19 protein-coding genes are annotated in these 18,518 nt (G+C 58.7%); 5 read left to right on the top strand and 14 right to left on the bottom strand.

Features of this window, described 5'->3' with window-relative positions; genetic code table 11:
- Positions 1-55: 55 nt before the first annotated feature.
- Together erdR and K5K89_RS06895 are read right to left on the bottom strand one after the other, a co-directional pair.
- Positions 56-706 carry a response regulator transcription factor ErdR gene (gene erdR / locus K5K89_RS06900; RefSeq protein ID WP_071488746.1) on the bottom strand — a complete coding sequence of 217 codons (651 nt, stop codon included), beginning with the start codon at positions 704-706 and terminating at the stop codon, positions 56-58.
- 138 nt (positions 707-844) lie between these two features.
- On the bottom strand, positions 845-1,564 hold the full coding sequence (locus K5K89_RS06895) for a tRNA-uridine aminocarboxypropyltransferase (RefSeq protein ID WP_222541085.1): 720 nt from the start codon (positions 1,562-1,564) through the stop codon (positions 845-847).
- Positions 1,565-1,743: 179 nt separating this feature from the next.
- Between K5K89_RS06895 and K5K89_RS06890 the strand changes: the two genes are divergently transcribed.
- Both K5K89_RS06890 and K5K89_RS06885 read left to right on the top strand, forming a co-directional pair.
- Positions 1,744-2,184: a PA3611 family quorum-sensing-regulated virulence factor gene (locus tag K5K89_RS06890; RefSeq protein WP_071488744.1), complete on the top strand. Its 441-nt coding sequence runs from the start codon at positions 1,744-1,746 to the stop codon at positions 2,182-2,184.
- A gap of 290 nt (positions 2,185-2,474) precedes the next feature.
- On the top strand, positions 2,475-3,587 hold the full coding sequence (locus tag K5K89_RS06885) for a TIGR00730 family Rossman fold protein (RefSeq protein WP_222541084.1): 1,113 nt from the start codon (positions 2,475-2,477) through the stop codon (positions 3,585-3,587).
- A 202-nt stretch (positions 3,588-3,789) separates the two neighbouring features.
- On the opposite strand, the gene recX is transcribed toward K5K89_RS06885, so the two are convergent.
- The 11 genes from recX to K5K89_RS06830 form a co-directional block, all read right to left on the bottom strand.
- Positions 3,790-4,257 (bottom strand): recombination regulator RecX, encoded by a 468-nt coding sequence (gene recX / locus K5K89_RS06880; protein ID WP_093119393.1) that lies wholly within the window; start codon positions 4,255-4,257, stop codon positions 3,790-3,792.
- An 8-nt stretch (positions 4,258-4,265) separates the two neighbouring features.
- Positions 4,266-5,324 carry a recombinase RecA gene (recA, locus tag K5K89_RS06875; protein WP_003189042.1) on the bottom strand — a complete coding sequence of 353 codons (1,059 nt, stop codon included), beginning with the start codon at positions 5,322-5,324 and terminating at the stop codon, positions 4,266-4,268.
- Between the two features lie 84 nt (positions 5,325-5,408).
- A complete protein-coding gene (locus K5K89_RS06870; protein ID WP_071488741.1) occupies positions 5,409-5,909 on the bottom strand; it encodes a CinA family protein in 501 nt (166 codons plus the stop codon).
- Positions 5,910-5,990: 81 nt separating this feature from the next.
- On the bottom strand, positions 5,991-6,452 hold the full coding sequence (locus tag K5K89_RS06865) for a lysis system i-spanin subunit Rz (RefSeq protein ID WP_179030376.1): 462 nt from the start codon (positions 6,450-6,452) through the stop codon (positions 5,991-5,993).
- A complete protein-coding gene (locus tag K5K89_RS06860) occupies positions 6,440-6,997 on the bottom strand; it encodes a glycoside hydrolase family 19 protein (protein ID WP_222541684.1) in 558 nt (185 codons plus the stop codon). Before K5K89_RS06860 ends, K5K89_RS06865 begins: the two co-directional genes overlap by 13 nt.
- A 629-nt stretch (positions 6,998-7,626) precedes the next feature.
- Positions 7,627-8,589 (bottom strand): hypothetical protein, encoded by a 963-nt coding sequence (locus K5K89_RS06855; RefSeq protein ID WP_222541083.1) that lies wholly within the window; start codon positions 8,587-8,589, stop codon positions 7,627-7,629.
- 38 nt (positions 8,590-8,627) lie between these two features.
- A complete protein-coding gene (locus K5K89_RS06850; RefSeq protein WP_099494182.1) occupies positions 8,628-8,786 on the bottom strand; it encodes a zinc finger domain-containing protein in 159 nt (52 codons plus the stop codon).
- Positions 8,780-9,337, bottom strand: a complete 558-nt coding sequence (locus K5K89_RS06845) for a hypothetical protein (RefSeq protein ID WP_222541082.1) — start codon at positions 9,335-9,337, stop codon at positions 8,780-8,782. Before K5K89_RS06845 ends, K5K89_RS06850 begins: the two co-directional genes overlap by 7 nt.
- Positions 9,338-9,358: 21 nt before the next feature.
- On the bottom strand, positions 9,359-9,703 hold the full coding sequence (locus tag K5K89_RS06840; protein WP_071488725.1) for a phage holin family protein: 345 nt from the start codon (positions 9,701-9,703) through the stop codon (positions 9,359-9,361).
- A gap of 590 nt (positions 9,704-10,293) precedes the next feature.
- A complete protein-coding gene (locus K5K89_RS06835; protein WP_371914400.1) occupies positions 10,294-11,625 on the bottom strand; it encodes an IS4 family transposase in 1,332 nt (443 codons plus the stop codon).
- Between the two features lie 116 nt (positions 11,626-11,741).
- Entirely contained in the window at positions 11,742-12,476 is a 735-nt protein-coding gene (locus K5K89_RS06830) for a helix-turn-helix transcriptional regulator (protein ID WP_071488724.1), read from the bottom strand.
- 125 nt (positions 12,477-12,601) lie between these two features.
- Between K5K89_RS06830 and K5K89_RS06825 the strand changes: the two genes are divergently transcribed.
- From K5K89_RS06825 to fdxA, 3 genes are all read left to right on the top strand, one after another.
- Positions 12,602-13,531, top strand: a complete 930-nt coding sequence (locus K5K89_RS06825) for a GyrI-like domain-containing protein (RefSeq protein WP_222541081.1) — start codon at positions 12,602-12,604, stop codon at positions 13,529-13,531.
- 195 nt (positions 13,532-13,726) lie between these two features.
- Positions 13,727-16,318: a DNA mismatch repair protein MutS gene (mutS, locus tag K5K89_RS06820; RefSeq protein WP_093512275.1), complete on the top strand. Its 2,592-nt coding sequence runs from the start codon at positions 13,727-13,729 to the stop codon at positions 16,316-16,318.
- 142 nt (positions 16,319-16,460) lie between these two features.
- Positions 16,461-16,784: a ferredoxin FdxA gene (gene fdxA, locus K5K89_RS06815; protein WP_071488721.1), complete on the top strand. Its 324-nt coding sequence runs from the start codon at positions 16,461-16,463 to the stop codon at positions 16,782-16,784.
- 494 nt (positions 16,785-17,278) lie between these two features.
- On the opposite strand, the gene apbC is transcribed toward fdxA, so the two are convergent.
- Positions 17,279-18,373, bottom strand: a complete 1,095-nt coding sequence (apbC, locus tag K5K89_RS06810) for an iron-sulfur cluster carrier protein ApbC (RefSeq protein ID WP_222541080.1) — start codon at positions 18,371-18,373, stop codon at positions 17,279-17,281.
- Between the last annotated feature and the right edge of the window lie 145 nt (positions 18,374-18,518).

Below are 18,518 nucleotides of genomic sequence, written 5' to 3'. Positions count from 1 at the left end.
AAGAAGTGGGGAAACTAGATCACGCAAAGTCAAAAAAGCGTGAATCGGTAACAAGCTAGTGCTGCGAAATTGACTCAAGTTGTTGCAAGAGCAGCGCCGCCTGGGTGCGTGTACGTACGCCCAACTTGCGGAAAATCGCCGTCACATGCGCCTTGATCGTCGCTTCCGAGACGCTCAGCTCATAGGCAATCTGCTTGTTCAACAGGCCTTCGCAGACCATGGTGAGCACCCGGAACTGCTGGGGCGTCAGGCTGGCAAGGCCATCACGGGCGGCCTTGGCTTCGTCGGACACGTTGATTTGTTCAAAAGCCTGCGGCGGCCAGGACACATCGCCATCCAACACTGTGCGCACGGCTTTCTGGATATCTTCCATCGCACTGGACTTGGGAATGAAACCGCTCGCGCCGAACTCCTTGGAGCGCACGACCACGTCGGCTTCTTCCTGGGCCGAGACCATCACTACGGGGATCTGCGGGTATTGGCCGCGCAACAGCACCAGCCCGGAGAAACCGTAGGCGCCCGGCATGTTCAGGTCGAGCAGCACCAAGTCCCAGTCGGACTTTTCGGTGAGGCGGGCTTCCAACTCGGCAATGCTGGCCACTTCAACCAGGCGCACGTCCGGGCCGAGGCCCAGGGTCACGGCCTGGTGCAACGCACTGCGAAACAGCGGGTGGTCATCGGCTATCAGGATTTCGTATGTGGCCATTGATTAAATGATCCTGTTTTCAGGGGGGCCCTGATCGGCGCCCAGCATGCCCAGCGTAGCCTGGAGGGTCAAGCACTACGCCCGTGGGCATTTTAGCGGGTTGCGGGTGCGTGGTGCCATCATGCAAACGTCGTCTGGTTATGCCGTCGGAATATAGGGCGCAAGGCGCGTATGCACAGTGTCCGCAGGATCCAGCGGCATCTGGAACTTGGCGGCCAGGTAATGGGTGCTGAAGACATCCAGATAGGCGTCCAGGACTTCACTGGCTGCCAGATCATCGGCCAGCTCAAGGCACAGGGCAGCGACTTCAGCGGTACAGAAATGGTCGTCGCGCTTGGAGCGGCGCAATTTGTAGCGCGACAGTTGTTCCGGCGCCAGGCTGAGTACCGGCAAATGCTCCAGGTAGGGGCTTTTGCGGAACATCTTGCGCGCTTCACTCCAGGTGCCGTCCAACAGGATGAACAGCGGGCGCTTGCCCTCCTCCACCTTCACTTCACTCACAACGCGCTCGGGCACGACGAATTCGCCGGGGAACACGATATAGGGCTGCCAATGCGGATCGGCCAGCAAGGTGAGCAGTTCAGGGTCGACCTCAGTGCGCGACCAGGCGAATGCCGTGGTGTCCTGGATGACATCGGCGATCAACCAACCGGTGTTGCTGGGTTTCATCGGCTCAACGTCATGCATCAGCAGGCACATGGCGGAGCGCGCTTCGACCTCGGGTCGCCAGGCGCATAGGCAGTATTCGGGGATGACTCGGCAGCCAGGGCAGCGTTCGGCACGCGAGCCACGATTGAGGAACGGCCGCACAGCACGGGCCAGGCGCTGGGTGCGCAGGCGGGAAACGGCGTGGCTCATCGGCTGTGCCGTAGGGACGGGTAAATCGACACGGTGAAAACTCGTGGAAGGCGGAAGTGGCCGCAGTTTACCAGCGATACGCCTGGCTGTAGTGGCAACGGCTCACCTATAATTGCGCGCCACTGAACGCACAGCGCAGTGGCTGGTCTATGCACCAGTAACCGAATCAGGAGAGCTTCATGCTGCGTTCCATGCTGCGTCTTGTCGCCCCATCCGTCGCCCTCGCGCTGGTATTGCCCGTGTGCGCCCAGGCGGCCTCGCTGCTGGAGGCCCAAATGAACCGGAAGCTGCAAAGCGTCGCGGCCGAAAGCAACAAGGACCTGCCCCGGGAAATCGACGAAAAAACCCTGGAAGTGGCCTACACCGTGGAAGGCATGCAACTGATCGATCACCTGAGCGTCCTGCCTGACCGCGCCGAACAGATGCGCGCCAACCCCAAGGCGGTGTATTTCCAGCTGGGCCAGAGCGTGTGCCTGAACAAGGGCTACCGCGAGCTGATGGCCAAGGGCGCAGTGATGCGTTACGAAATCACCGAGAACAAGACCAACCGTCCTGTGGCCTCGGTGAAATTCATCGAAGCGGATTGCCCGGCACCGGCGGCAGCAAAGAAGAAAAAGTAACAGCATGGCCTTCGCGCGCTGCCGTCCGGTGGCGCGTACTCCCCCGCTTCAACGTCCTGCCAACGGCTAAACTCCCTGATGAGTGACCAATAAGCGGTTGCCAGCCAAGGGTTTTGCGGCCCATGATCAAGTCATCCCGACCATTCATTCACAGCACTTTTCATGCTGTTCTGTAATATTTTCAGGGCAAAAGAAGGTTGCCCCCTGCGGCAAGCAACGACACATGCAGTGTCGTCGCCTCCGGCGAACGGCTCGTCGGCCACCCGGGCCCTGCAATAAGGAGAAGTTGAATGCCTTACGAACCGAATGAGCGCCTGCTTCGGCACTTTGAAGAAAACGGTGCTGACCTCACGCAGCAGGTCGACGCTCAACTCCAGCTGATCGCTCCCAACAGCCCGAATATTCCCCTGTATCGCGACATGATCCTCACCGTGCTGCGCATGGCCCAGGACGACCGCAATCGCTGGAACGCCAAGATCACCCTGCAAGCCATCCGTGAACTGGACAATGCCTTCCGCGTGCTCGAACAGTTCAAGGGCCGCCGCAAAGTGACGGTATTCGGCTCGGCCCGTACTCCGGTGGAAAGCCCGCTGTACGCCCTGGCCCGCGAAGTCGGCGCTGCGCTGGCACGCTCTGACTTGATGGTGATCACCGGCGGTGGCGGCGGCATCATGGCGGCGGCCCACGAAGGCGCGGGCCTGGAACACAGCCTGGGGTTCAACATCACCCTGCCGTTTGAACAGCATGCCAACCCGACCATTGATGGCACCGAGAACCTGCTGTCCTTCCACTTCTTCTTTACCCGCAAGCTGTTCTTCGTCAAGGAGGCCGATGCGCTGGTACTGTGCCCAGGCGGTTTCGGCACCCTGGATGAAGCGCTGGAAGTACTGACCCTGATCCAGACTGGCAAGAGCCCATTGGTGCCGGTGGTGTTGCTGGACGCGCCCGGTGGCGGGTTCTGGCAAGGCGCCCTGGACTTTATCCGCAGTCAGTTGGAAGCCAACCGCTACATCCTGCCTACCGATCTCAAGCTGATACGCCTGGTGTACAGCGCCGAAGAGGCCGTGGAAGAGATCAACCAGTTTTATGCCAACTTCCACTCCACCCGCTGGTTGAAGCGTGAGTTTGTGGTGCGCATGCATCACCCTCTCAGCGATGGGGCATTGGCCCATTTGCAGACTGAATTTGCCAGCCTGCGGTTGAGCGGAGAGTTTCAACAGCTCGCATACACCGGCGAGGAACATGATGAGCCACGGTTCAGCCATTTGACGCGGCTGGTGTTCAACTTCAATGGCCGCGATCAGGGCCGGCTGCGGGAGTTGGTGGATTACATCAACCTGCCGGAGAACTGGGCGCAGGCTCGGGGGACATCACAGCAACGGGTGGCGCCGGAGCCGGCGTGATTTTTGAGGGCAAAAAAAAAGACCCACTATTTTCATAGTGGGTCTTTTTGGTGGTGTTTCAGGTGGAGTGGAGGCGAGGCATTTGGGGCTGCTGCGCAGCCCAACGCGGGGCAAGCCCGCTCGCCACAACAAACCCGCTCACTACAACAAGCCAGCTCGCCATAGAAGTCTGCTCATCAATGCGGCCAGCACAGCAAGGTGTTCAGTCGTCCATATCCCGACCACTCAACAAGCGGCTGATCATTTCCATCGAAAACCCGCGATAACTCAGGAAGCGACCTTGCTTCGCACGCTCCCTGGCATCAATCGGAAGATGGCCAGCAAACTTGCGTCGCCAGGTGTCTTCCAACTGCGCCTGCCAACTGATGCCGCACTCACGTAGGGCAAGGTCGATATCAGCTCGCTGCAGGCCACGCTGGCTCAGCTCTTCGCGAATACGCGCCGGGCCGTAGCCTGATCGGGCTCGATAGGAGACAAAACTTTCAAGGTAACGGGATTCGGAAAGCAGCCCCTCTTCCGTCAAGCGGTCGAGGGCGGTTTCGATCATCTCGGGCTCCGCGCCGCGCTGACGCAGTTTACGCGTCAGCTCGACTCGACCATGTTCGCGGCGAGCGAGCAGGTCCATTGCGGTGCGCCGAACGGCGACGAGTGTATCCAGTACAACGGTCATCGTTTGCTTCAGATATCAGTGTCAGCTTCTTCCACTTCTTCAACCGGCTCACGGTTAGCGGCAGCTTTCACGTCTGGTGCTGCGGTCAGCAGCTTGTCGCGAATCTGCTTCTCAAGCGTGGCGGCGATGTCCGGGTTATCCGCCAGGAACTTGGCCGAGTTGGCCTTGCCTTGGCCGATCTTGCTGCCGTTGTAGGCATACCAGGCACCCGATTTCTCGACGAAACCGTGCAGTACGCCCAAGTCGATCATCTCGCCGTTCAGGTAGATACCCTTGCCGTAGAGAATCTGGAACTCGGCCTGACGGAAAGGCGGAGCCACTTTGTTCTTCACGACTTTGACGCGGGTTTCGCTACCCACAACCTCGTCACCTTCTTTCACCGCGCCGGTACGGCGGATGTCCAGACGGACCGAAGCGTAGAACTTCAGCGCGTTACCACCGGTGGTGGTTTCCGGGCTGCCGAACATCACGCCGATCTTCATGCGGATCTGGTTGATGAAGATCACCAGGCAGTTGGCGTTCTTGATGTTACCGGTGATTTTACGCAGCGCCTGGGACATCAGACGGGCTTGCAGGCCCACGTGCATGTCACCCATCTCGCCTTCGATTTCAGCCTTGGGGACCAGGGCTGCCACGGAGTCGACCACGATCACGTCGATGGCGTTGGAGCGCACCAGCATGTCGGTGATTTCCAGGGCCTGCTCACCGGTGTCCGGCTGGGAGACCAGCAGGTCGTCGACGTTGACGCCCAGCTTGCCGGCGTATTCAGGATCCAGGGCGTGCTCGGCATCGACGAAGGCGCAGGTGGCGCCCATTTTCTGTGCCTGGGCAATCACCGACAGGGTCAGGGTGGTTTTACCAGAAGATTCAGGACCGTAGATTTCAACGATACGGCCTTTTGGCAGGCCGCCAATGCCGAGTGCGATGTCCAGACCCAGAGAGCCAGTGGAAATAGCCGGGATCGCCTGACGGTCATGATCGCCCATACGCATTACGGCACCCTTGCCGAATTGACGTTCGATCTGACCCAGGGCCGCAGCCAAGGCTTTCTTCTTGTTGTCGTCCATTAAAGTCCTCACGTAATCAATAAGGCCTGGTCGGCCAACACCTGTATAAGTAGACAGTATTGTTCCACAAAGATCAGAGATCGCCTACCCCTGATTTTCTATTTCTGCTGCAGCTCGTCGCAACAAGCCCTCTAGCGCGGCCTTTACCGTTTGTCGGCGAACCTCATCGCGGTTACCGGTGAAGTGCTCAAGCTCGGCCGTGATCTCTTCGCCCACGCCAAACGCCAGCCATACGGTGCCGACCGGTTTGTCTGGCGAACCACCGTCCGGCCCTGCCACGCCACTGACGGCGACAGCAAACCGCGCCAGGCTTTTTTCCTGGGCGCCACGGACCATTGCTTCCACCACTTCCTGGCTGACCGCCCCGACTTTTGCAAACAATGTCTCCGGCACATTCAATTGCCGGGTCTTCTGCCGATTGGAATAGGTGACATAGCCCGCCTCGAACCAGGCTGAGCTGCCCGGAATCCGCGTGATGGCCTCCGCGATACCGCCGCCGGTGCAGGACTCGGCCGTGGTGACATGGGCGTTGAGCACCTGCAGGCGGCGGCCCAGTTCGGCAGCCAGTTGAGTGATTTCCTTCACGGTCGTCTCCAGTCGTGGGCGGGGGTTCGCCTACCCTACAGGAGACAATCTCACACGCAAGTGACGGACTGTCTCAAGACACTAACGGGCGACGGCTCGCACATACGCCTGGCAGGCACGCAAGGCAATCAGGGCGCTGTCGCCGTCGTCGGTGATGCGGATAATTCGCTGAGCATGCGCTGGGTCAAGTCGGGCTCGCGGGGCTGCATGAACCACGCTGCCGGCGGCGGTGGCGGCCGGCATTGGGCAGCCACTGGAAGCGTCGAGAAGGACTGACAGCCGCACATCAGCAGTAGCCAGGCGGTCACGCAAAGCTGCTTGAGTACGTTGGGCATCGCTCAACTCCCGGGCATGTTGTTGGTCGATGGCACTGAGCTGTTGCTCAAGGGCCAGCCGTCTGTCTTGTTCGGCCTGCTGTAGATGCAGGGCTTTCTGGGTCTGTGCGGCCGACAAGCGTTCAATCTGTGCCCCGTACCGCCACGCCTGCACCTGCCAGACAACGGCCACCAGCACGCATACGCCAATCGCAACTAAGAAACGCATAACACCGCCTTCGCCCGCGCCCACAGCTGCAAACGATCCTCCAGGCCATTGAGCCCGCCGTTGATGCGCCGGGTGATGGTGGTGAACTGGTCCTTGTCAGCGAGTTCATTCAAGCCATTGCTTTGCCAGAACCAGGCGGCGGATTCACAAGCCCATTGCGGTTGCTCCAGTAATTCGGGTTGTCGCAGCAAGCGATCATCGCCGAACAGCGCTTGGCTGCAGGCCAGGTAGTTGCAGCGACCGGTGATCTGGATCAGCCCCCGGCCCCGGTACTTCTGGCCGTCGCCGTCCGCTTCAGGGGTATTGCCCAGGCGTGCGGCCAGGGTGCCGGTGTCGTACTTGCTCAAATAAGTATCGCTGCCGAGTTCGCGCACGTAGCGCAGTTCGCCGGACTCGTGGCCGATCTGCGCGAGAAAAGCAGCAGCGCGCAATACGCTGTTGATTTCGTACCGAACAAAAGTCGCATTCAGCGCGGTTGAAAAAAGGCCCGCCATACAGCGAGCGCCTGGCATGATTTGAATCAATTGAGGCTGCGTTATCAACACCACAGTCACCTTGAAAGCCCCCCTAGACAAACCAACGTCCGTGTTGGAACTGCGATAGGCACTGACCATCCCAGTCAGGTACAACGAACTCGCGCCCCCTGTGATTAAGAAGATCACCCAGGCACGCCAATCCGCCAGGTCGTCCTTGTGCCACCAACTGGCGATCACCGCCCCAACGAGGCCCGCAATCAACAATTCGAACCTGTCGATCTTGTCGAGCAGGCGCTGTAGATACTCCATGCGCTCGACTCCGTGAGGCATGACTTGAATTGGAACGGCCCCAACAGCACTCCCAGCTCGGAGCAATGGGTGTGGTGGAGCCGAAAACGAAAAGGCCCCGATCATGTCGAGGCCCTGAATAGGTGCGCGGTCTTTCCCGCAGTCAGCCAAAGACCAGCCCGGCGTCGACGCCCCAATGCATCGATCTCGCCAATCCAGTCTCGCGCCATTCTGGAAGTCTGGTGTGAACAGAGCGCACGGGCTGCCGTTTTTTTTTCCGTAGCGCTGCACTACCGGCTTATCAGCGTCCAGGCATCCCCCGAAGGGCCACCCCGGCTCTGGCGAGCCCGAATCAGAAATGAAAAAGCCCAGCGCGACGGCTGGGCTCTATTACGCAGGGAGGTAGAAGATCATGGAGTCCAGTAAGCAATCTTGCCGCCTGCACCAACAGCTACAAAATTGCCGTTGCCGTAGGCGACGCTCCGGATATCGGTTCCTGCGAAAGTGTTGGCTTGCTGAACCCAGCCGATCCCATCTTCGGAAACGGCTGTCTTGCCGCCGTCGCCGACAGCTACATACTTGCCATTACCGTAAGCAATGTCGCGGATGATGGTTCCACCGAAACTGGTATCTGCAACAGCAGTCCAGGTAAGCCCATCGGATGAATATGCCATCTTGCCATCCGCACCAACGATAAACATTTTCCCGTTGCAAAGCTTCATGGAAAGGATGGTGCTAGTGCCGAAGGTGCTGGTTACGGTCGAGAATGATTGCGAATTCTCCGTCGCCATCTTCACAGCGCTAAGCAGCTTCCCATTCGATCCCGCAATCAACACAAAAACGCCAATGACGTTGACGCAGTACACAGTCTCGCTAGAAGTGAAGGTCGTAGTGCGCTCCACCTTGCCTGACCAATCGCTATAATAGGAAAAGACTTTACCATTAGACCCAACCAGCATCCAGGTCGTGTCAATGCCGGAAATTGGCTCATAATACACGATGCCTTGCAAGTCTCCGGACGCGCGAACAGTTGCCGTAAGGTCTTCCCAAACTCTTTCAGGGCGTGCTGTGCTGCCGTAGATGAGATTGCCGGATTGAGAAAGGGCTTGAAGCGTTGTTCCACGACCGTTCCAGTACAACTCGTTGAGGACCTTTCCGCTATCAGAGGTGACGGCGCCCTGAAGCTTGGTCCATGCTGTACCAGTTGCGCCTCCGCTGACAACCTGAGTGGTTGTGGGAAGACCGTTGCCACCAGCCGCATAAAACTTGCCTTGCGCAAAAACCACGCGCCTAAGCATGCCGGTGTTATCCACCGGTTGTACTTGAGTCCAAAGATCTTGCAAGGTTTGAGACGCTGAGTTTGCGTTTTCCATTTTAAACTCCGTTACTGAGCTGATTTAAGTTCAGGCCTCTATATTGGGCGTATGGCGCTCATGGGCGATTGCTCGAGGCTCGCGGCCTTCACATGATTCAGCGTCCCGCAGCGGGAGCATTTGATCTGAAGCTCTGTAAACCCACCCGTACGGGCGAGAAGTCTTTTGCAGTTACCGCATCTGAATTCTTTCAACATCTGCAAATTCCTTTTACTGAACCACCTTTTCCGTGTGATTGAGTGGGAAGCGGCGTTACATTCGCCGCCCTCTCACACCCACCTACATACAGGTCCGTAGACGGCGGCCTGCCTGCGGGATCTTTGAGCAGAGACAGTCCGAGGTAGAAGTTCTGGGTGAAGGATACAATCCAAGTGTCGTAGTCCGTTTCCGCGCTGGTAAGCACGGAAGGTGCCGCGACAATCGCGGTGGGCAGGTCACATTGATCGGGCGGCAGGCCCCAGCGGTTATCCAGGGCCAAGTCCATCAGTTGGCTGGCCAGGTCGCAGGCGTCAAAGGGCGTCGAGCCACTGACGACCGTGACCTTGAGTGAAACCGACAAGGCATGCGCCTTGCGCCCGGCAAGGGAGCGAACACCCGGGCCATTGCGCTCCACGCTGATCAAAATGCCGGTTTTGTCGCCCGTCTCGGAGAAGTCATGGTGATTACCGACCCGTAGTTGTGGGAACGCGCGCTTCAGCGCGTCCCCAATCGCCACAGGCAGTTGGGAAGGTTTTTCGAGAAGTGTCATCTGCTTGCATCCTTGCAGCGCTTACTGCTGATCCGGGCGAGAGTTCGGGGCCTGGTTGACCCCGATGCGCTTGGCCGCCCAGCGTTCATAAAGGCCGATGGCCACGTCCGCACCGGCCATGGCGGTGAGGCAACCAATGGCCCCGGCGGTCCAGATCGACATGCCGGCGGCGTAGCACAGCATCAAGGCCGAGACCCCGCAGACCATGCACGCCCCGGACCGCAGGGCCAGGCGCCGGATCAACGACCAACCGCGGGCGCCCTCCTTGTCGGCGCGCCACATTTCGCCGGACACCCCGCCGATCAGGGCCAGTACGATCACCAGCCAGATAGGCATTTCCGCTAACGCTTGCTGCTCGTTTGTCATGTCACGCCTCCTGGCTGAGCACTACCGGCGCCGGGCCGGCTCTTGGGTAAATCCATTTCGTAGGTAGGCATTCCAAAAAGCCCGGTTGCCCGGGCTTTTCAGTAATGCGGTCCATATTCGATCTTTCGGCGCTACTGGCGCGGTACGGATCTTTCCTCGATGTTTTTCCGACCACGATCCCTGTCTGCCGGATAACTGCTTCTGGTGCTTTACGCTGCACACCCGGGTCAGTTGCCAACCCTCTGAACCGTTATGAGGCCGGTTCATCGCTGCCTGTGTTGGTCATGCTTTGAAACTAAAGAGCGTCGGCATCCTTGCCGGTATTGCCTGGCATCCCTGCCATCGCTCAGATGGCGTCCTTGCCGGTGTTGCGTGCCTTCCTTGTCTTTCCTGGCAGCATCCTTGCCGCCTCCACCAAGCCTTGTTTGGCTGGCTTGAGATGAAGAATAGATATGTATGCATATACAGTCAATGCACAAATGCATTTGTTTTTACCGAATAAATGCATTAGCGCATTTACAGCCTTATAGGACGGGGGTTTGGCGATTTTCTGCAGACGGAAAAAAACCCGCTCGTTGGCGTAATGCTGTTCACTTAAGCGGAGCAGCCTTACGGTCCACTGGGTACCGGGTTTTGGAAATCTTCACCGTCCTTGGCCTTCCTGGCCTTGGGCGGTGATCCAGAAACATTCCTCCTACTCCTCCCCTCAGCTCGCTTAGCCTCCTTCCTGTTGCTGATACCGGGTTCGCTGCTGCCATCACGATCAACTGTACCGCTATGTACTGGCAGGCTGGCTTGAACCGTATATCTGAAGGTGCGCGGCCGAATGCTACAGCGGCCTGGCTGGCCTCCCGACGAATAATGTTGTAAGCCAGCAAAAGCCCCCAGACCTCCTGATAAATCAGCTCGACCTTCTTACTGCGCAGCGTTACCGCGTTCTGTTGCATCGAGCTTTTGATATCCCTGAAGCCCAGCTCAATTTCCCACCGCTCCAGGTACAGCTCAGCTACAGCTGCTGTGTCATAGCCCTCGACAGGCAGAGAGGTAAGCAGCGACCTCACTTTCCCATGGCTTTCATAGCTAACTTCACGCACTTCCCAACTCAAGGGCAGCTCAGGATTTCGTTTGCGTGCCTGAGGAGAAACTTTCATCCGCACAAGACGATCATGCTCGCCGTAGCGCTCCACTTCCTCCATGACCAAATTCTTGCGAGCAGGTGTCAGCCAGTGTCGGTTCGCACCGCCGCCAACCACGCTTAGCAGTAGATCCGCGCCCCAGAAGCCTTTGTCGAACAAGGTGATTGAATTGTCTGGAATTTGCCCCAGAAACGTTTCGGCCAACCGCATTTCACTGCCCCGAAAAGGGCTGAGCTGCGCATCGAGGATGACATGCGAGCGGACATTCATCAGCGCAACGAGCCGCAGCATCGGAAACGGAGTCTGACGGTCGGTGCCGGTATTGCCGGAGCCAAAATGCTCTCTGAGCTCGGGTGAATCAGGGGTTCGCAGCAATGCACCGTCCACCGCGAAGACTTGTAGACCGTTCCAGTCATCTGCCTCATAGCGCTCGTTGCCCCAATGCTTACCGGTCTGACGGAACAGCGATTCGACGGGGTCAGCGCCTAGCCGTTTGCGAGCTTCAGTTACTCCGCTTCGAGCCAGCAACTGATCAGAAGCCAAGCCTTGCGCGCAGATATTCAAACGCCTGGCGACCTCGTGGACGGGCTCATCACGAAACAAAGCCATGCCCAGAACCAGCCAAAGAACTTGGTCACTCGGCAAGCGGCGCCGCCGTATGGTGGCTTGCACCGAGAGGTTCAGCGCACTCGCTACCCACTCGATTGGGATGTTCTGAGTGAAGGTGCTCAGGTCAGAAAAGTTGAAGAGATCGCCGAGGTCGAGCAACTGCTGCTGAATGGGCATAAAAAAATCCGATGCCAGGAGTCTGACATCGGATTCTCTATAAAGCCCGGCCGGGACTCAAATGCTTAAGTGAACAGCATTACGCTCGTTGGCGGGCTTTGTCTTACGCGGGAAGGTTAACGGGCGTACATACCCCACCAAAACACATGACCCAGGATGCTGATCTGCTCATCCTGGATATCCTGGAAGCTGTAGTCTTCATCCGGGTGCTCATCGCGGTTGAAACTGCGCAGGCGGATCCCGGAAGGCAGGCGATAGAGCTGTTTCACGCGCAATTGGCCGTTGTGATTGATGGCATACAAGTCACCATCGACGATATCGCCGATGCCACTCTTGCCCGCGTTCACCCCGACCGTCGCACCGTCGCGCAGCACCGGCAACATGCTGTTGCCGCGCACCGTCACGCACTTGGCCTGGTCGAACTGCACACCGTTATGCCGCAGGCTGCGCTTGCCGAACCGCAGGCTGGCCTTCTCGCTTTCCTCGATGACGAATCTTCCTGATCCAGCAGCCAATTCAACCTCGCGCAGAAAGGGGATCGACACCTCGTCATCATTGACGGGCGTGTCGTCGTCCCACAGGCTTATGTCCTTGAGTTCCGAATGCATCGGGTCGCGCGCGTCATCGCGCAAAGCGCCCATCGCCGCGCGCCCGCGCAGGTAATCGGTGCTGACACGGAAGTACTCGGCAATACGGGAGATGTGCTTGTCCGACGGATCAACGATCTTGCCGCTGAGGATCCGGGACAGCGTGGATTGTGGCACGCCGGTGCGCCGGTAAAGCTCCGTGGGGGAGATCCGGTCGCGGTCCAGCAATTCTCTTAAGACGATAGAAACGTTGCGTTTTTGCATAACGAGGATAGTGACGGGAGTTTTTTGGCTTGGCAAATGCTAATTTGCATTTTTTATGCATACTATCACGCACTATGACAACCAAATCCTCCGTCCACGCATCCCGCGCCGAGTACGCCCGACGCATGAACCGCGTACTCAACTACATCGATACCCACCTGGATACCCCCTTGGAGGGTGCCCGGTTGGCCGATATCGCCAACTTTTCGCGCTTCCATTTTCATCGGATTTTCGCGGCGTGGATGGGCGAGACATTGGGCAGCTATGTCCGCCGGCGGCGACTGGAGAAGGCAGCGTTCCGCCTGTCCTGCGGCAACCACGAAACCGTACTCGAAACAGCATTGGCCAGCGGTTTCAACTCGGGCGAAGCATTCGCACGGGCCTTCAAACTACAGTTTGGCTGCACGCCATCCGAGTGGCGCACCAACACACCGCAGCGACTGGCAGCACAGGCGGCAGCCATCGGCCCGCGGCCGGGTGCGCAGCAGAGCAATCCTGATCAGGTCTTCGGCAATGCCCATCAGGCACATGAGCGTACGTTCGACGACGCTGGGCTCTCTTCTCCTTCAACGAAAGAGCCCACCATGGACGTACGCATCATTGATTTACCCAAGGTACGCGTTGCCTACCAACGCCTGATCGGCCCCTATGGCCCCGCAATCGGCCATTTCTGGCGCGGGACCATGGCGCCGTGGATGCACTCCAATGGCCTCGGCGATGAACGGTGTTACGGCATAGGGTATGACGATCCATCCATCACGCCCCCGAACAAGTGCCGCTACGATGCTTGCGTTGAAGTGCCAGCCTCTTTTGTAACCAGCGCCCAGGCAGACATTCAGACCCTGCCGGGCGGCCGCTATGCCGTAGCGAGCTTCAAAGGGAAAACAGAAAAAATAGCCGATGCCTGGATGTGGCTGACGCGAGAATGGATGCCTTCCAGCGGTCTGCAATGCGATGACCGACCATGTTTCGAGATGTTCTTTGCGGCAACCGCAACCGATTCGGACACCGGTGAGTTCATCTGCGACATCTGCATCCCTGTGCGGTCGCTGTAATACAAAGGCATCAAAGATACCGGCGGCGCGTTTACTTGCAGTTAAGTAAATGCACCGCCGGCTTTTGCGTTTTACCTATCCGTTTGCGACCTGCGAAGCTCCGACCTCGCATGTTAACCTTGCGCCCATCGCAAAATCGCAGGGCGGAATGCCCCACATTTGCCCCACTCCTTTCAACGAATTTGCCTACGACCAATGAGTAAAACCACTTCAGACCTGTCCTCCCACACCCCGATGATGCAGCAGTACTGGCGCCTCAAGAACCAGCACCCTGATCAGTTGATGTTCTACCGCATGGGCGACTTCTACGAGATCTTCTACGAAGACGCGAAGAAGGCCGCCAAGCTGCTGGACATCACCCTGACCGCGCGCGGGCAATCGGCGGGGCAGTCGATTCCGATGTGTGGGATTCCTTACCATTCGTTGGAGGGTTACCTGGTCAAGCTGGTGAAGCTGGGCGAGTCGGTGGTGATCTGTGAGCAGATCGGCGACCCGGCGACCAGCAAGGGGCCGGTTGAACGCCAGGTGGTGCGAATTATTACGCCGGGAACGGTGAGTGATGAGGCGCTGCTGGATGAGCGTCGCGATAACCTGATTGCCGCCGTGTTGGGCGATGAGCGTCTGTTTGGCCTGTCGGTACTGGATATCACCAGCGGCAACTTCAGCGTGTTGGAGATCAAGGGCTGGGAGAACCTGCTGGCGGAGCTGGAACGCATCAACCCAGTGGAGCTGTTGATCCCGGATGATTGGCCAAAGGATCTGCCGGCAGAAAAACGTCGTGGGGCCAAGCGCCGTGCGCCGTGGGATTTCGAGCGTGATTCGGCGCTGAAAAGTCTGTGCCAGCAGTTCTCCGTACAGGACCTCAAAGGCTTCGGGTGCGAGACCCTGACCCTGGCCATCGGCGCCGCCGGTTGCCTGCTTGGCTACGCCAAGGAAACCCAGCGCACCGCCCTGCCGCACTTGCGCAGCCTGCGTCATGAGCGTCTGGACGATACCGTGGTGCTCGATGGCGCCAGCCGTCGCAACCTGGAGTTGGACACCAACCTGGCCGGTGGTCGCGATAACACCTTGCAATCGGTGGTCGATCGCTGCCAGACGGCCATGGGCAGCCGCCTGCTGACCCGCTGGCTGAACCGTCCGCTGCGGGACCTGACTGTGCTGCAAGCACGCCAGACGTCCATTACCTGCCTGCTGGACGGCTATCGCTTTGAAAAGCTGCAGCCACAGTTGAAGGAAATCGGCGATATCGAGCGCATCCTGGCGCGGATCGGCCTGCGTAACGCACGACCCCGTGACCTGGCGCGCCTGCGCGATGCCCTCGGTGCCCTGCCGCAACTGCAGGTGGCGATGACCGAGCTGGATACGCCGCACCTGCAACAGCTTGCAACTACAGCCGGGACTTACCCGGAGCTGGCGGCCTTGCTGGAAAAAGCCATCATCGACAACCCGCCGGCGATCATCCGTGACGGCGGCGTACTCAAGACCGGTTACGACAGCGAGCTGGACGAACTGCAGTCCCTGAGCGAAAACGCCGGGCAGTTCCTGATCGACCTGGAAGCCCGCGAAAAAGCCCGCACCGGTCTGGCCAACCTGAAAGTCGGCTACAACCGTGTGCATGGCTACTTTATTGAGTTGCCCAGCAAGCAGGCCGAATCGGCGCCGATCGATTATCAACGTCGCCAGACCCTCAAAGGCGCCGAACGGTTTATCACCCCGGAGCTGAAAGAATTCGAAGACAAGGCACTGTCGGCCAAGAGCCGCGCCCTGGCTCGAGAGAAGATGCTCTATGAGAATCTGCTGGAGGACTTGATCAGCCAATTGGCACCGCTGCAGGACACTGCCGCAGCGCTGGCCGAACTGGACGTGCTGAGCAACCTCGCCGAGCGTGCGCTGAACCTTGATCTGAACTGCCCGCGTTTTGTCAGCGAGCCGTGCATGCGCATCGTGCAAGGTCGTCACCCGGTTGTAGAACAGGTGCTGACCACGCCGTTCGTTGCCAACGACCTGTCCCTGGACGACGATACCCGTATGTTGGTGATCACCGGTCCGAACATGGGCGGTAAATCCACCTACATGCGTCAGACCGCTTTGATCGTGCTGTTGGCGCATATCGGCAGCTTTGTGCCGGCGGCCAGTTGCGAGCTGTCCCTGGTGGACCGCATTTTCACCCGCATCGGTTCCAGCGATGACCTGGCCGGTGGGCGCTCGACCTTTATGGTGGAAATGAGCGAAACCGCCAACATCCTGCATAACGCTACCGAACGCAGCCTGGTGCTGATGGACGAAGTGGGTCGCGGCACCAGCACCTTCGACGGTTTGTCCCTGGCCTGGGCGGCAGCCGAACGCCTGGCGCACCTGCGTGCCTACACGCTGTTTGCCACGCACTATTTCGAGCTGACGGTGTTGCCGGAAAGCGAGCCGCTGGTAGCCAACGTGCACCTGAACGCCACCGAGCACAACGAGCGCATCGTGTTCCTGCACCACGTGCTGCCAGGGCCCGCCAGCCAGAGCTACGGCCTGGCCGTGGCGCAACTGGCGGGGGTGCCGAACGATGTGATCATTCGCGCTCGCGAGCACCTCAGCCGCCTGGAAACCACGGCCCTGCCCCATGAGACGGTGGTCGCCAGCCCAGCCAAAGCCGCCAGCAAACCGGCTGCGCCGCACCAGAGCGACATGTTTGCCAGCCTGCCCCATCCGGTGCTGGATGAATTGGCTAAGCTTGACTTGGATGGCTTGACGCCGCGAAAAGCGCTCGAAATGTTATATGCACTGCAAGTTCGGATATAACGCAGACGCTTGCAAGCTGGTAGACTCTCGCGCGGTTTGGGATGCTGCAGGCTATTAGCCTGGCCTGCAGACTATCGCTCCCAAACCTCGCGAGCCCTGCCACAAAGGGTTTCGCCGCCGCCGCCTGAGGAGAAAATTAGAAATGACCTTCGTCGTTACCGACAACTGCATCAAGTGCAAGTACACCGACTGCGTCGAAGTGTGTCCGGTGGACTGCTTCTACGAAGGCCCGAACTTCCTGGTTATCCACCCGGATGAGTGCATCGATTGCGCCCTGTGTGAACCTGAATGCCCGGCCGTCGCTATTTTCTCCGAGGATGAAGTCCCGGCGGAGATGCAGGAATTCATTCAGTTGAACGTCGAGCTGGCGGAAGTCTGGCCGAACATCACTGAGCGCAAGGATCCGATGCCGGATGCAGCGGAGTGGGATGGCAAAAAAGGTAAGATCGCACACCTCGAACGCTGATAGCGTCGCCCCATCCAAAAGGCCCCTTGCGGGCCTTTTTGCGTTTCTAGATGGCCGGTTTCCCTTTCCTACAGGCAAAAAAAAGGGGCGGTATGACCCGCCCACATTTTTTCCCTAGTCCCTGTATTCCTTTTCATCATCCTGATGAATCGCATCCTGCGACGTTCCTTCAACCATCGTTCCTTGATGGCCGTGCCAATCCGTGGACACAGGGCTGATCTTAAAGAGTTCCAAAGGAAGTTCAACGGGATCCTACCCATGAACTGACATGCAATCGCCCTGAATACGGAATAATTAATTGTTAAATTTCAATTGGTTAGAAAAAAGCCTCGAAGAAAACCGACGTCCGTGGAAGGTAAAAAAACCAAACACTTACGAAAAAGTAAGCAAATGCTTACACGACCAACTGCGTGATTGAGAAACAAACACACCTTGACCATCTTCCAGACATGAAAAAGCCCCGACACGTCGGGGCTTTTTTCCCTTCAACCGCCTCAGTCGTCGCTGACGGTGATGGTCGGCATGGCTGGCGTGGCTGCTTCATGCAGGACGATCCGCGCACCTACATGACGCGCCAGTTCCTGATAGATCATGGCGATCTGGCTGTCCGGTTCAGCCACGACGGTAGGCTTGCCACCATCCGCCTGCTCGCGGATGAGCATCGACAGCGGCAACGAGGCCAACAGTTCCACGCCGTACTGAGTGGCCAGCTTCTCGCCGCCGCCTTCGCCGAACAGATGCTCGGCATGACCACAGTTGGAGCAGATGTGCACCGCCATGTTCTCCACGACGCCCAGCACCGGGATGTTGACCTTGCGGAACATCTCTACACCTTTCTTCGCGTCGAGCAGCGCCAGGTCCTGGGGCGTGGTAACAATCACCGAGCCGGCCACCGGGACTTTTTGCGCCAGGGTCAACTGGATATCGCCGGTGCCTGGCGGCATATCGATCACCAAGTAGTCCAGGTCGCCCCAGGCGGTCTGGGTAACCAGCTGCAGCAAAGCGCCGGAGACCATCGGGCCGCGCCAGACCATCGGCGTGTTGTCATCAGTAAGGAAGGCCATGGACATCACTTCCACGCCCAGGGACTCGATCGGCACGAACCACTTCTGGTCCTTGACCTTCGGCCGTGTGCCTTCGGCGATGCCGAACATCACGCCCTGGCTCGGGCCGTAGATATCCGCATCGAGAATGCCCACGCGCGCACCTTCGCGGGCCAGGGCCAGGGCCAGGTTGGCCGCCGTGGTGGATTTACCCACGCCGCCCTTGCCGGACGCCACGGCCACTACGTTCTTGACGTTGGCCAGGCCAGGGATCTGTGCCTGGGCCTTGTGCGCGGCAATCACACATTGGATGTCGACCTTGGCCGAGCGCACGCCGTCGAGACCTTCAATGGCCATTTGCAGCATCTGCGCCCAACCGCTCTTGAACAGACCGGCTGCATAGCCCAGTTCCAATTGGACCGACACCTGATCACCCTGGACGTCGATGGCGCGTACACAGCCGGCACTGACCGGGTCCTGGTTCAAATAAGGGTCGGTGTACTGGCGAAGCACGGCTTCCACCGCTGCGCGATTGACGGCGCTCATGGGCTACTCCCGAAAAAGACTGACTGAAACAGGCGGCTATCCTAACCGTTCCAGCGGCGTTACGGCATGCTTTCGCAGGTTGGGAAGATTCTGAAACAGCGCCACGGGGTGAAATATATTTCCCGGCGCTTTATAGTGGCCGACC

The organism is Pseudomonas sp. DR208 (genome assembly GCF_019823005.1).
Taxonomy (GTDB): Bacteria; Pseudomonadota; Gammaproteobacteria; order Pseudomonadales; family Pseudomonadaceae; genus Aquipseudomonas; species Aquipseudomonas extremorientalis.
This window is presented reverse-complemented; position numbering and strand designations above follow the sequence as displayed.

Bases quoted from the DNA above. Each gene is read 5' to 3' on its own strand.
- erdR (WP_071488746.1), bottom strand. From the start codon at position 706: ATGGCCACATACGAAATCCTGATAGCCGATGACCACCCGCTGTTTCGC.
- K5K89_RS06895 (WP_222541085.1), bottom strand. From the start codon at position 1,564: ATGAGCCACGCCGTTTCCCGCCTGCGCACCCAGCGCCTGGCCCGTGCT.
- K5K89_RS06890 (WP_071488744.1), top strand. From the start codon at position 1,744: ATGCTGCGTTCCATGCTGCGTCTTGTCGCCCCATCCGTCGCCCTCGCG.
- K5K89_RS06885 (WP_222541084.1), top strand. From the start codon at position 2,475: ATGCCTTACGAACCGAATGAGCGCCTGCTTCGGCACTTTGAAGAAAAC.
- recX (WP_093119393.1), bottom strand. From the start codon at position 4,257: ATGACCGTTGTACTGGATACACTCGTCGCCGTTCGGCGCACCGCAATG.
- recA (WP_003189042.1), bottom strand. From the start codon at position 5,324: ATGGACGACAACAAGAAGAAAGCCTTGGCTGCGGCCCTGGGTCAGATC.
- K5K89_RS06865 (WP_179030376.1), bottom strand. From the start codon at position 6,452: ATGCGTTTCTTAGTTGCGATTGGCGTATGCGTGCTGGTGGCCGTTGTC.
- K5K89_RS06855 (WP_222541083.1), bottom strand. From the start codon at position 8,589: ATGGAAAACGCAAACTCAGCGTCTCAAACCTTGCAAGATCTTTGGACT.
- K5K89_RS06850 (WP_099494182.1), bottom strand. From the start codon at position 8,786: ATGTTGAAAGAATTCAGATGCGGTAACTGCAAAAGACTTCTCGCCCGT.
- K5K89_RS06845 (WP_222541082.1), bottom strand. From the start codon at position 9,337: ATGACACTTCTCGAAAAACCTTCCCAACTGCCTGTGGCGATTGGGGAC.
- K5K89_RS06840 (WP_071488725.1), bottom strand. From the start codon at position 9,703: ATGACAAACGAGCAGCAAGCGTTAGCGGAAATGCCTATCTGGCTGGTG.
- K5K89_RS06835 (WP_371914400.1), bottom strand. From the start codon at position 11,625: ATGCCCATTCAGCAGCAGTTGCTCGACCTCGGCGATCTCTTCAACTTT.
- K5K89_RS06830 (WP_071488724.1), bottom strand. From the start codon at position 12,476: ATGCAAAAACGCAACGTTTCTATCGTCTTAAGAGAATTGCTGGACCGC.
- K5K89_RS06825 (WP_222541081.1), top strand. From the start codon at position 12,602: ATGAACCGCGTACTCAACTACATCGATACCCACCTGGATACCCCCTTG.
- mutS (WP_093512275.1), top strand. From the start codon at position 13,727: ATGAGTAAAACCACTTCAGACCTGTCCTCCCACACCCCGATGATGCAG.
- fdxA (WP_071488721.1), top strand. From the start codon at position 16,461: ATGACCTTCGTCGTTACCGACAACTGCATCAAGTGCAAGTACACCGAC.
- apbC (WP_222541080.1), bottom strand. From the start codon at position 18,373: ATGAGCGCCGTCAATCGCGCAGCGGTGGAAGCCGTGCTTCGCCAGTAC.